The 12,208-nt window shown below is 69.4% G+C and carries 9 protein-coding genes; 7 read left to right on the forward strand and 2 right to left on the reverse strand.

Going from position 1 to position 12,208, the window contains the following annotated elements:
- Window positions 1-49: 49 nt before the first annotated feature.
- The 7 genes from N7L95_RS19395 (at window position 50) to N7L95_RS19425 (ending at window position 9,212) form a co-directional block, all read left to right on the forward strand.
- Window positions 50-2,281, forward strand: coding sequence for a hypothetical protein (locus N7L95_RS19395; RefSeq protein ID WP_301256895.1), 2,232 nt, complete (start codon window positions 50-52; stop codon window positions 2,279-2,281).
- A 500-nt stretch (window positions 2,282-2,781) separates the two neighbouring features.
- A complete protein-coding gene (locus N7L95_RS19400) occupies window positions 2,782-3,690 on the forward strand; it encodes an amino acid ABC transporter substrate-binding protein (protein ID WP_301256896.1) in 909 nt (302 codons plus the stop codon).
- 118 nt (window positions 3,691-3,808) lie between these two features.
- Window positions 3,809-4,702 carry an amino acid ABC transporter substrate-binding protein gene (locus N7L95_RS19405; RefSeq protein WP_301256897.1) on the forward strand — a complete coding sequence of 298 codons (894 nt, stop codon included), beginning with the start codon at window positions 3,809-3,811 and terminating at the stop codon, window positions 4,700-4,702.
- A gap of 162 nt (window positions 4,703-4,864) precedes the next feature.
- Window positions 4,865-5,569: an amino acid ABC transporter permease gene (locus tag N7L95_RS19410; protein WP_435870106.1), complete on the forward strand. Its 705-nt coding sequence runs from the start codon at window positions 4,865-4,867 to the stop codon at window positions 5,567-5,569.
- Window positions 5,570-6,223 carry an amino acid ABC transporter permease gene (locus N7L95_RS19415; protein ID WP_301256899.1) on the forward strand — a complete coding sequence of 218 codons (654 nt, stop codon included), beginning with the start codon at window positions 5,570-5,572 and terminating at the stop codon, window positions 6,221-6,223.
- A 48-nt stretch (window positions 6,224-6,271) separates the two neighbouring features.
- Window positions 6,272-7,006: an amino acid ABC transporter ATP-binding protein gene (locus tag N7L95_RS19420; protein WP_301260187.1), complete on the forward strand. Its 735-nt coding sequence runs from the start codon at window positions 6,272-6,274 to the stop codon at window positions 7,004-7,006.
- A 220-nt stretch (window positions 7,007-7,226) separates the two neighbouring features.
- Window positions 7,227-9,212, forward strand: a complete 1,986-nt coding sequence (locus tag N7L95_RS19425; RefSeq protein WP_301256900.1) for a putative bifunctional diguanylate cyclase/phosphodiesterase — start codon at window positions 7,227-7,229, stop codon at window positions 9,210-9,212.
- Window positions 9,213-9,408: 196 nt separating this feature from the next.
- On the opposite strand, the gene N7L95_RS19430 is transcribed toward N7L95_RS19425, so the two are convergent.
- The gene (locus tag N7L95_RS19430) at window positions 9,409-10,485 is read right to left on the reverse strand and encodes a type II asparaginase (RefSeq protein ID WP_301256901.1); all 1,077 of its coding nucleotides are present in this window, start codon (window positions 10,483-10,485) and stop codon (window positions 9,409-9,411) included.
- A gap of 193 nt (window positions 10,486-10,678) precedes the next feature.
- Window positions 10,679-12,130 carry an aldehyde dehydrogenase gene (locus tag N7L95_RS19435; protein ID WP_301256902.1) on the reverse strand — a complete coding sequence of 484 codons (1,452 nt, stop codon included), beginning with the start codon at window positions 12,128-12,130 and terminating at the stop codon, window positions 10,679-10,681.
- Window positions 12,131-12,208 lie beyond the last annotated feature (78 nt).

Here is a 12,208-nt window from a genome sequence, read left to right on the forward strand (position 1 = left end):
CCGGCAAGCGACGCCAGGGGCCGCGCAGTGCTCCGGAGGAATACACATCATGGGCTGGGCAGGGCTGGTGACAGCCGTCGTGATCACCTGCGCGCTCGCGCCGCTGCTGTTGCGGCTGCGCGCGCTGGCCGAATGGCGCTTGCCGTCGAGCGTGCAGCGCCGTCCGGGGCCGCCGCGCCTGCAGGCCACGGTGGAGGACCTGTTCGCGCCGATCGATGCCGAATTGCGGGAGCTTGGCTTCGTGCCCAGCCATGCCGCCGAGCTGCGCGCCACGCCACGCGGCCTCACCCCGTGGCAGCCGCTGCGGCTGTACCGGCACCGGCACTATCCGATGATCGCGCAGCTGGCCGGGCCGCCGGGGGCGCAATGGCCGAACCTGCCCCTGCTGGAGCTGTATGCCGAGGTGAAGGAAGGCCTGGTGGTCGCCACCAGCAACCGGCCATGGCGGCAGGTGCCGCCACACCAGCTGGTGCTGAAGTCGGGCGGGGAGCGGTTCGCCAGCGTGCGGTCCCAGTACGAGCGGCAACTGGCCGCCATGCATGCCGAAGGCCTGCCCGACTTCCTGCCGTGGGGCGACGCGGCTGACATCGAAGCCCGCCTGGAATCCTTCGAGCAGCGCTTGCTGGAGGCGGCTCTCCAGCGCGGCTGGTGTACGGCCGACGGCGAGACCCTGGCCTTCGCCCCAAGCCGCTTGCTGGACCTGGCCTGGCGGCAATGGCGCCACGACCGCGAGCTGGCCGCGCTGCTGCGCGACACCGGCGTGCCGGCCACCCTGCGCGAGCGGCAGGCCCCGCTGGAACGCAGCCTGGCCCTGTTTGTGGCGACCAAGGCACGGCCGCGGGCCCGAGTGGCGCCGGCTGTCCAGTGGACGCTTTACCTCGCCAGCAGCCTGCCGCTGCTGCTCGCCTGCGCGGTGGTGGGCGGGCCGCTGTCGGCCTTGCTGGCGCTGCCGGTGCTGGCCCTGCACGACCTGGGGCGCTGGGCCGCCTTGCGGGCGTGCGGCGAGCGCAACCCGCAGCTGGGCCTGTGGCCCCTGGTCGGCGGCCCCGGCTTCGACGCCGAGCGCCGCCCCGCGCCGAGGGAGCGCACGCTCCTGCTGCTGGCAGGCGCGCTGCCTGGCCTGCTGCTGGGCGGCCTGCTCTGGGTCGCGGCGCCGGAGCTGCCGGCGTTGCGGCTGCTGGCTGGCTGGCTGTGGCTGCTCAATGGCATTTCCCTGCTGCCGCTGCCGCCCCTGCCGGGAGCCGAAGGGCTGGCGATGGTGGACGTCCGCCGCCGCCCAGCGGTGCGGCTGGCCTGCGAGGCGCTGTGTGCGCTCGCTATCGCCGCATGGTGCTGGCACCTGGGCTGGCAGCCGGCCGCCGCACTGGCGGTGCTCTTGCTCGCGCTGCGCGCGCCTGGCTGGCGAGCGCTGCTGCGGCAAAGCCGCTTCGAACGGCGCTACCGGGCGGCAGCGCGCCGGCAGCCGCCGCCCGATGCCCGCGCCATCGCCCGGCTGTGCTTCCAGTTGCTGGAACGCATGTGCCCGGCCGCCGCGCTGAGCCAGCGCATCCCCATGGTCGAGGCCCTGCTTGCGCGACTGCGTGCCAAGGACGGCCGGCCGGCCCAGCTGCTGCCGCTGGCGGTGCTGCAGCTGGGCGTGCTGGTGCCGGTACTGGCGCTCGCGCCGGCCGCACTGGATGGGTTGATGCAGGCCCGCGCCGGCCTGGCAGGTGGGTCGCGGCCGGACGCCTCGGCCGAGGCCCGGCTGCGGGCGCTGGACATCGGCGCCCTGGCCGCCGCGCTCGACCCCCGCCCGCAGCGGCAAGGTGCCTCCGAACTGGCGCTGGCAGCCCTGGCCCAGCGCACCGGCGCGCCCCTGCCGCCCGAGGTGCGCGAGCTCTACCTCGCGCGCGACGGGCTGGACGCCGGCACCGGCCTGAACCTGCTGCCCAGTGCCGACGTGCAGCCGCTGCGGGACAACCGGCCGCGCCTGGCGGCCCAGCTCGGCGCCCGGCTGCGCGAACTGCACCCCAGGCAGCCGGTGCCGCGCGTCGAGCAGGCCTGCGCGACGCCCGCCACCGCGGCCTGCCAGGTGGCGCTCGAGCAGGTGCTGTCCTGGCTGCAGGTCGGCCAAGTAGAGGGCCGGCCGCTGCTGCTCCACCCCCGGCCCGAGGGGCGAGGCTGGCGGCTGGTGTCGCTCGACACCGAGCAGGGCCGCCTGGCCGAGGAGGCCGGGCTGCGCGAGTTGCTGCAACAGCGCTGGCGAGAGGGTCAGGGGGTGCCGGCTTCGGCCGCCGAGTGAGGCCCGGCGCGGCCGCCCGTTCTGGTATTAACCCTGAGGCGTCATGCAGGGCCTGCATAAGGTCTCGTGGAAACAGCATTGGCATCGCGTTTGCCTCGGCCGTACAGTTCGCCGCCAATCGACACCCCCGCCCCAGACCCGCCGAGCCTTCGATGAACCGCGCGCCTGCCAGACTCGCACCTGCTGCTGCCGGCCTTGCGCCCGCGGTGCCGGCATCGCGGCAGCGGCCCTCGGCGTCTTCACGCTCGTTCGCACAACGCCCCAAACAGGGGCGCCGGGCCGCGGCCCGGGTGGGCGGCAGCCCCTTCCCGCACGCAAGAAACCCCCACGGTTTGCCAAATGGGACCTCGCCAGCCGAGTTCCGATCGCAGACACTCCCGGCGCGCGCGACATCACGCAGCGCTGATCAGGGCAGGCGCGACCGGCGCCTGCAGCGTTCGCGCCTTCGGCACCCCCGGGGCAGTGAATGCGGTTTTCTTGTAGTGGGTGAGGGTAGATCGATGTTTTCCAGTGCTTGGGCACGCGCCGCTGGCGTTTCTCTGGTGGCCGGCAGTGCCGCCTTCTTGCAACTGACCCCGGCGCAGGCCGGCCCGGTGCTGGAGCGCATCCGCGCCAGCGGCACCATCACGCTGGCACACCGCGATTCCTCGGTACCGTTCTCGTATGTGGATGCGGACAAGAAGCCGCTGGGCTATGCGGTCGATGTCTGCCTGAAGCTGGCCGAGGCGGTGCGCAAGCACCTGCAGCTGAAGGCGATCAAGCCCAATTTCGTGCTCGCCAGCGCGGCCGATCGCATGCCGATGATCGTCGAGGGCAAGGCCGACCTGGAATGCGGTTCGACCAGCAATAATGCCGAGCGCCGCAAGACGGTGGCCTTCACGGTGCCGCACTACATCACCGGCGCCCGCTACATGGTGCGCTCGGACAGCAAGATCGAGGACCTGCCGCAGTTCGAGGGCAAGAAGCTGGTGTCCACCAAGGGCACCACGCCGATGCGCGCGGTTGACGCCGCCAACAAGGAACGGCTCTTGCGTATCACCGTGCTCGAGGCCGCCGACCATGCCAGCGCCACCGACATGGTGGAGAAGGGCCTGGCCGACGGTTTCGCAATGGACGACGTGCTGCTGTACGGCGTGATCTCCTCGCGGCCCGACCCCGGCAAGCTGAAGGTGGTGGGCAAGTTCCTGACCATCGAGCCGCTGGCGATCATGCTGTCCAAGGACGATCCCGAGTTCAAGAAGATCATCGATGAAGAGATGAAGCGATTGATTCAGAGCCACGAGATTCACCCCATCTATGAACGGTGGTTCCAGCGTCCCATCCCGCCGCGCAATGTGTCGCTCAACCTGCCCATGAGCTACCTGCTGAAGGACTTCTGGAAATACCCGACAGACCAGGTCCCGTTCTGATGCCAAGCTGACGCGCCCCGGAGCCCGCGGGCACTACGTAGTTCTGCGTAGACGCGGGTCTCTAGAATGCCACCCTTTGAAGACCCGCCGGGTCAATGCTCAACCAATAGGAGCCTCTATGAAGAAGCCTCTGCTCGTCCTGGCCGCAGCCCTGCTGGCCGCAGGTGCGGCGCAAGCCGACACGCTCAACAAGATCAAGGAGACCGGCAAGGTCGTGATGGGAGTGCGTGACTCCTCCGGCGTGCTCTCCTACACCCTGGGCAATGGCAAGTACGCCGGCTTCCACGTGAACCTGTGCGAGGTCATCGTCAACAACATCCGCAAGGACCTGAAGCTGGACAAGTTCACCGTGGAGTACATCCCGGTGACGTCGCAGAACCGGATCCCGCTGGTGCAGAACGGCACGGTCGACATCGAGTGCGGCTCCACCACCAACAACCAGGCACGCCAGCAGCAGGTCGGCTTCGCGCTGACCACCTTCGTGACCGAAGTGCGCATGGCGGTGAACGCGAAGTCGGGCATCGACACGATCGCCAAGCTCAACGGCAAGACCGTCGTGACGACCACCGGCACCACCTCGGTGCAGCACCTGCGCAAGCATGAGCGCGGTGCGGGCCTGGACTTCAAGGAAATCTTCGGCAAGGACCACGCCGATTCCTTCCTGATCCTGGAAGCCGGCCGTGCCGACGCCTTCGTGATGGACGACTACATCCTGGCCGGCAACATCGCCAACTCCAAGAACCCGGCGGACTTCAAGGTCGCCGGCGAGGCCCTCTCGGTCGAGCCGATCGCGATCATGTTCCGCAAGGATGACCCGGCCTTCAAGAAGGCGGTGGACGACCAGATCCGCGCCCTGATGAAGAGCGGCGAGTTCGAGAAGCTCTACAAGAAGTGGTTCGAGTCGCCGATCCCGCCGCGCAACACCAACCCGAACGTGCCGATGAGCGCGGCACTGAAGGCGGCGGTCGCCAACCCCAACGACAACCCGATGGAAAGCTACGCCAAGAAATAAGGCGTGCAGGAGAAAGACCCGCCCGCCTGGCGTGGGTGGGTCTTTTTTTCTTGAAGGACGGTGGGCTCCGCCCATGAACCGGCAGCCGGCTGGCCGTCCGAAATCACTTGAGCAGTCCGAGGACCGTTTGCCGCGTGTCCGAGGAGGAGGAGTTTGATGGATTTGCAATCCACATGGCAGACCTTCATGCAAGACCGCGGGGACGGCATCACCTATGTCGACTGGGTGCTGTCTGCCTGGGGGTGGACGCTGAGCATCGCAGCGTGTGCATGGGTGCTGGCCCTGCTGATCGGATCGCTGGTCGGCACGCTCCGCACCGTGCCGAGCAAGCCGCTGCAATGGCTGAGCAATACCTGGGTCGAATTGTTCCGCAATGTTCCGCTCCTGATCCAGGTGTTCCTCTGGTATCAGGTGCTGCCGGTGGTGTTCCCGTCGCTGCAGAAGCTGGACACCTTCGTGCTGGTGGTCTTCGCGCTCGGTTTCTTCACCTCGGCGCGTATCGCCGAGCAGGTGCGGGCGGGCATCCAGTCCTTGCCGCGCGGCCAGTTCATGGCCGGCTCGGCCATCGGCCTGACGCGCGCGCAGACCTACCGCTACGTGATCCTGCCGATGGCCTTCCGCATCGTGCTGCCGCCGCTGACCAGCGAGGCGATGAACATCATCAAGAACTCCTCGGTGGCCTTTGCCGTCGGCATCGGCGAGATGGTGCTCTATGCCCAGCAAGCCGGGGCGGAGCTGTCGGCCGAGGTGCCGGCCTACCTGATCGTGACCGTGTTCTACGTCATCTCTGCCTTCGCGGTGAACCGACTGATGGCCTTCGTCGAGTCGCGGGTGCGCGTGCCCGGCTATGTCGGGGGGTCGAAGTAAATGAATCTCGATCTTTCGTTCTACAACTGGGAACTCATCTCCAACTTCGTCCAGAAGGGCTTCCTGTTCAGCCTGCAGCTCACGCTGGTGGCGATGATCGGCGGCATCCTGCTGGGCACGGTGCTGGCGATGATGCGACTGTCCAGCGTCAAGGCGCTGCAGTGGGTCTCGGCCGGCTATGTCAACGGCCTGCGGTCGATTCCGCTGCTGATGGTCATCCTGTGGGTCTTCCTGCTGCTGCCCGAGGGCATTGGCGCGGAGCGCTCGGCGCTGGTGACCTTCACGCTGTTCGAGGCGGCCTACTACTCGGAGATCATGCGGGCCGGCATCCAGTCGATCCCGCGTGGGCAGGTGTATGCCGGCCAGGCCATCGGCTTGAGCTATGGGCAGAACATGCGCTTCGTGATCCTGCCCCAGGCTTTCCGCAACATGCTGCCGGTGCTGCTGACGCAGACCATCATCCTGTTCCAGGACACCTCGCTCGTCTACGTGATCGGCGCCTACGACCTGTTCAAGGGCTTCGAGACCGCGGGCAAGACCATGGGTCGTCCGGTCGAGGCCTACCTGGCCGCCGCGGTGGTCTACTTCGTGATCTGCTTTGCGCTGTCCCAGCTGGTGAAACGCCTGCAGAAGAAAATTGCGATCGTCCGCTGAGCATCGGCTCTCAGCGGCTTTGAATCTGGAGACGACAACATGTCGGCAATGATCGAAATCAAGAACGTCAGCAAGTGGTACGGATCGTTCCAGGTGCTGACCGACTGCACCACCAGCGTCCAGAAGGGCGAAGTGGTGGTGGTCTGCGGGCCGTCGGGTTCGGGCAAGTCCACGCTCATCAAGACCGTCAACGCGCTGGAGCCCTTCCAGAAGGGCGACATCCTGGTCGAGGGCGTCTCGGTCGGCAACCCGAAGACCAACCTGCCCAAGCTGCGTTCGCGGGTGGGCATGGTGTTCCAGCACTTCGAGCTGTTCCCGCACCTGAGCGTGACCGAGAACCTCACGCTCGCGCAGATGAAGGTGCTGGGCCGCAGCAAGAGCGAGGCGATGAGCAAGGGCCTGAAGTACCTGGACCGGGTGGGCCTGTCGGCGCACAAGGACAAGTTCCCCGGCCAGCTTTCCGGCGGCCAGCAGCAGCGCGTGGCGATTGCCCGGGCGCTCAGCATGGACCCGATCGTGATGCTGTTCGACGAACCCACCTCGGCGCTCGACCCCGAGATGGTTGGTGAAGTGCTGGACGTGATGGTGCAGCTCGCCCAGGAAGGCATGACGATGATGTGCGTCACCCACGAAATGGGCTTCGCGCGCAAGGTCAGCCACCGGGTGATCTTCATGGACCAGGGCAAGATCATCGAGGACTGCAAGAAGGAAGAGTTCTTCGGCAACCCCGAGGCCCGCTCGCCGCGTGCCAAGGAATTCCTGTCGAAGATCCTGCAGCACTGAGCGCGTGACCGGCAGGGCTGCCGCGAGGCGGGGCCTGCCGGACCTGCTGCGCTGGGGCCGCGGCCCTGCTTCACGAAAAGGGCCTGCGGGCCCTTTAGTTTTTGGTGGCGCCGGTCGCCTTCAGGCAATGCGCCGGCTGCCCTCGGCTTCCGGGCGGGCGCGGTGGCGGATCGGCGCAAGGCCGGGCCGCCCCTGACGGCGGGGCCCACTGCAGCCAACCATGAACCAGCGCCCCCCTTCCATTCCCGGCCTTGTCGCTGCCTGCACGGCCGCCGGCCATCTCGTGCTGGCGCAGCTACTGGCCGGCTCCGCCCGGGCGTGGCGCTGGATCGCCGGGCTGCTGGCCGGGCTGTGCCTGCTCGCAGCGCTGCTGCCCGCCGCTGCAGCGCCGGCCGGGGTGCCGCCGCACACGGTGCGCCTGCACTTCCACCGGCCGCAGCACGACTATGCCGGCTGGGGGCTGCATGTGTGGGGCGAGGCGCTGGCCCTGCGCCGTGCAGTGACCTGGCAGCAGCCCATGGAGCCCGCCGGCCTGGACGCCTACGGCATCTACTTCGATGTGCCGCTGCAGCCCGGGGCGAGCTCCTTCCTCTTCATCCTGCACCGCGGCGACACGAAGAACGTGGCGCAGGACCAGCGCCTGGAACTGCCGGTGCACGGCCGTGAGGTGTGGTTGATGGCCGACACGGCGACGCTCTTCAGCAGCCCGCCGGAGATCCAGGCCGACTTCGCGCTGGGGCTCGAGTTGCAACGCCTGTCGGCCCACCAGGTGCGCCTGGCCTGGGCCAGCGCCGGCGGGGTGGTGGCGGTGCTGGCCATCGGCAGCCTGCTGGCGTTTCGCCGTCTGGCGGCGGCGCGCCGGCAGCTGGTCCGGCAGGTGGCCGGCCTGGTGGAGGCTCAGCGAGACTGGCAGCGGCAGGCCGAACGCGCACCGTCTGGCGCCGATGACGAGCTGACCGGCCTGCCCACCCGTGCCTCACTGCAACGCGCGCTGGATGCGGCCTTGCGGCGCGCCAGGCGCCATGGCCGGCCGCTGGCCGTGTTGTTCATCGATCTCGACGGTTTCAAGCAGGTCAACGACGGCTGCGGGCACGATGCCGGTGATCGGGTGCTGACCACCTTGGCGCAGCGCTTCAGGGCCAGCCTGCGCGAGAGCGACCTGGTGGCCCGGGTCGGCGGCGACGAGTTCGTGGTCCTGATCGAAGACTTGCACGACAGCCGCCATGCGACCCGCGTCGCCCGCAAGCTCATCGAGTGTGCGGCCGAGCCAGTGCCCGACGGCGAAAGGCAGCACCGCGTCAGCGCCAGCATCGGCGTGGCGGTGTTTCCCGAGGATGGTGTCGACGGCGCATCGCTGGTGAAGCAGGCCGACACCGCGATGTACCAGGCCAAGAAGGGCGGCAAGAACGCCTGCTGCTTCCATGCGCCGGCCCGGCAGCGCCAGCTGCAGGCGCAGCTGGCGCTGGAGCGCGAGTTGAAGGACTGGGCGGCCGATGCCTCGCGCCTGGACAGCCTGGTGCACTGGCAGCCGCAGCTGGCCCTCGACAGCGGCCGGCTGGTGGGCATGGAATTGCAGTTGCGCCGGCCGGGCCAGGCGGTGCCGGAGGACCTTGCAGCGGTGCTGGCGGTGGCCGAAGAGATGGGCCTGGCCGAAGCCCTGGAACGCGCCATGGTGCTGCAGGCCGGCAGGCAGGCCGCGGCCTGGCGCCTCGAAGGCCGGCCGGCCCTGCCGCTGACGGTGCGCCTGGCCCCGGGCAGCGCCGCGCGGGCCGGGCGCATCGGGCGCTTGCGCGCCGCGCTGGCCGACAGCGGGCTGCCGGCCGCACAGCTGCGGCTTCAAGGGCCGGCCGAGCTGGCCGCTTCCGCCGCGATGCCGGCCAGCGAATGGCAGCCGCTGCATCGGCTCGGCGTGCGCCTGGGTCTGGATCTGCCGCCGGCCGCCCGCCTGGGCCTGCTGCCGCTGCTGGAGGCGGCGCCCGACCTGCTGGTGCTCGATGCCGAGCTGCTGGCGGAGGACGGCGCCCCGGCCGTGCAGGCCAAGGGCTATGTGGCCGCGCTGCGCATCCTGGGCGAGGCGCGCGGCTTCCAGCTCGCGGTGCGCGGCCTGGACACGCCGGCGCTGCGCCAGCGCGCCAGCGCGCTGGGCATCGAGGTGGGGCAGGGCGATGCCTGCCAGGAGGCTGCCGCTGCGGCGACGGCTGCCTGAGGAACGGACCGGCACGGTGGTAGCTGGGGGCCCGGGCCGGGAAAGCCGGCGGCGGGGGCGGGGACCGGCCGCATGACCGCGGTCCCGGGTGAGGACCCCTTGAGCCTGCCGCTCCCGTGCTCGGCGCCTAGGCCTGGCAGCGGCGACCGCAGGCGCATCGCCTGCTTCCCCGGCGCCGGCCGACTTGCGCGTCCGCTCAGTATTGCCAGAACATCCGCTGCAGCTCCTTGCTGTCGTTGCTGCGGGTGAGCGCCAGCGCGGCAAGGATCTTGGCCTTCTGCGGGTTCAGGTCGTGGGCCACGACCCAGTCGTACTTGTCGTCCGGCTGCTCCGAGTTGCGCAGCACGAAGCCGTCGCCCACGCGGGACGAGCGCACCACCTGCAGGCCTTGCGCCCGCAGTGCCTTCAGCGTGTCCACCGCATAGCCGGGCACCGATCCGTTGCCGGTGCCGGCATGCACGATGGCCTTGGCCCCGGCCTTGGCTGCGGCGGTGTACAGCTCGGGGGTCATGCTGCCGGTGCCGTAGACCACGTAGACCGGTGGCAGGCTGCCAAGCTGGTCGATGTCGAACTCGGTCTGCCGGGTGTGCGGCTTGGCGGGCGCCCGGAACCAGTAGGTCCTGCCTTCCACCACCATGCCCAGCGGGCCCCACTGGCTGGAGAAGGCGCTGGTCTGGATGTTGATGCGCTTGGTGACGTCGCGGCCGGAGTGGATCTGGTCGTTCATCACCACCAGCGTGCCCTTGCCACGCGCGTCGGTGCTGCCGGCCACCACCACGGCGTTGTAGAGGTTCAGCATGCCGTCGGCCGACATCGAGGTGCCCGGCCGCATGGAGCCCACCAGCACCACCGGCTTGTCGGTCTTGAGCACGAGGTTCAGGAAGAACGAGGTTTCCTCCAGCGTGTCGGTGCCGTGGGTGATCACCACGCCATCGACCTGCGGGTCCTTGCTCAGTGCCGACACGCGCTTGGCCAGCGTGACGAGCTGTTCATTGGTGAAGCTTTCCGAGGCGATCTGGAAGGCCTGCTCGCCGCGCACCTCGGCCACCTGCGACAGCTCGGGCACGCCGGCGATGAGCTTGTCGACCGGTACCTTGGCCGCCTGGTAGGTCGCGCTGTGGGTGGCAGAGGCGCCGGCGCCCGCGATGGTGCCGCCGGTGGCGACGATCACCACCCGCGGCTTGGTGGCCTGGGCCAAGGCGCCGGCCGCGGTGGAGAAACAGGCGGCCGCGAGTGCGCCGCGCGCGAGGATGCGCAGAATGCGTCTTGTCATGGAGGTCTCCGTTGTCTTTGATTTTTCACTGCACCCGTTGCGGGCACAGTGTGAAAAATTCTAGAAAGACAAAGGCCGCCCATCCTTGCCGCTTTTGGCAGTTCGCATTCGAAAATTTCATAACGCTGCCCCGAAACGAGGCAGCTGACCACGGCCTGGGCGCCGCTCCCCGGAGCGGGCCGCCGCCCGCGGGTCAGAAGGGATAGTGCCGCTCCCCTGCCTGCACGGTGATCCAGCGCAGCTCGGTGAACTCGGCAATCGCTGCCTTGCCGCCGAAGCGTCCATAACCCGAGGCCTTCATACCGCCGAACGGCATTTGCGCTTCATCGTGCACCGTGGGTCCGTTGACATGGCAGATGCCAGACTGGATGCGGCGTGCGACTGCCAGCGCGCGGTTGATGTCGCGACCGAACACCGCCGCCGACAGGCCGTATTCGGTGTCATTGGCCACCTGCACCGCTTCCTCCACGCCGGCCACCCGCACCACCGCCGCCATGGGGCCGAACGATTCCTCGTGGTAGATGCGCATGGCCGGCGTCACGCGGTCCAGCACGTGGGCGCTGACCAGTGCGCCATCGATGCTGCCGCCGGCCACCAGGCGGGCACCGTGCTGCCGCGCGTCGTCCACCAGGGCCTGCAGCCGAGCCGCGCCGGCCGGGTCGGCCAGCGGGCCCAGGACCGAGCGCCCGTCCGCCGGATCGCCCACCGTGAGCGAGGCGGCCTTGGCCGCCAGCCGCTGCACGAAGTCGTCGGCCACCGCCTGGTCCACCACGATGCGCTCGGTGGACATGCAGATCTGGCCCTGGTTCATGAAGGCGCCGAAGGCGGCCGCATCCACCGCGGCCGGCAGGTCGGCATCGTCCAGCACCACCAGCGGTGCCTTGCCGCCCAGCTCCAGCAGCACCGGCTTGAGGTGCTCGGCGGCCTTCACCGCGATGAGGCGACCCACCCGCGAGGATCCGGTGAAATTGATGCGCCGGACCGCCGGGTGGGCGATGAGTGCGTCGACCACCACGGCCGCATCCTGGGGCGCATGGCTCACCACGTTCACCACGCCGGGGGGCAGGCCGGCGTCCAGCAGCACGCTGCCGATCAGCCGGTGGGTGCCGGGGCACAACTCGGACGACTTCAGCACCACGGTGTTGCCGCAAGCCAGCGGCATGGCCAGTGCGCGGGTGCCGAGGATGACCGGTGCGTTCCATGGCGCGATGCCGAGAACCACGCCCACCGGCTGGCGCTGGCCCATGGCGGTGAGCCCCGGCACTTCGGAGGGGATCAGCTCACCGGTGATCTGGGTGGTCATCGATGCCGCCTCGCGCAGCATGTCGGCGGCGAGCCGGCAATTGAAGCCGGCCCATCCGGGGGTGGCGCCGGTCTCCGCCGCCATCATTGCGGTGAACTCGCCGCTGCGCGCCTCCAGTCGCTCGGCGGCGCGCAGCAGCAGGCCGCGCCGGGCCACCGGCCCCAGTTCGGACCAGGCAGGGAAGGCCGCGGCAGCCGCATCGGCCGCTGCCCGCGCATCGGCCGCATCGGCCGCCGCGGCGCGGGTGGCGAGCGCGCCCGTCAGGGGGTTGCGGCGCTCGAAGCGCGCGCCGCTTCGAGCGGGGCGGTCGGTGCCGGCAATCAACAGGTCGATCTCTTGCATCGGGTGTCCTTGTCGTCGTTCAGCGGAGGTCGGCGCATGGTAGGCATTCCGATGTGGGCTTGCTGGCAATGAGGCCGC

The organism is Eleftheria terrae (assembly GCF_030419005.1).
Classification (GTDB): Bacteria; Pseudomonadota; Gammaproteobacteria; order Burkholderiales; family Burkholderiaceae_C; genus Caldimonas; species Caldimonas terrae.

Coding starts and splice junctions, on each gene's coding strand:
- N7L95_RS19415 (WP_301256899.1), top strand. CDS start 5,570: ATGAATCTCGATCTTTCGTTCTACAACTGGGAACTCATCTCCAACTTC.
- N7L95_RS19405 (WP_301256897.1), top strand. CDS start 3,809: ATGAAGAAGCCTCTGCTCGTCCTGGCCGCAGCCCTGCTGGCCGCAGGT.
- N7L95_RS19420 (WP_301260187.1), top strand. CDS start 6,272: ATGATCGAAATCAAGAACGTCAGCAAGTGGTACGGATCGTTCCAGGTG.
- N7L95_RS19395 (WP_301256895.1), top strand. CDS start 50: ATGGGCTGGGCAGGGCTGGTGACAGCCGTCGTGATCACCTGCGCGCTC.
- N7L95_RS19400 (WP_301256896.1), top strand. CDS start 2,782: ATGTTTTCCAGTGCTTGGGCACGCGCCGCTGGCGTTTCTCTGGTGGCC.
- N7L95_RS19425 (WP_301256900.1), top strand. CDS start 7,227: ATGAACCAGCGCCCCCCTTCCATTCCCGGCCTTGTCGCTGCCTGCACG.
- N7L95_RS19435 (WP_301256902.1), bottom strand. CDS start 12,130: ATGCAAGAGATCGACCTGTTGATTGCCGGCACCGACCGCCCCGCTCGA.
- N7L95_RS19430 (WP_301256901.1), bottom strand. CDS start 10,485: ATGACAAGACGCATTCTGCGCATCCTCGCGCGCGGCGCACTCGCGGCC.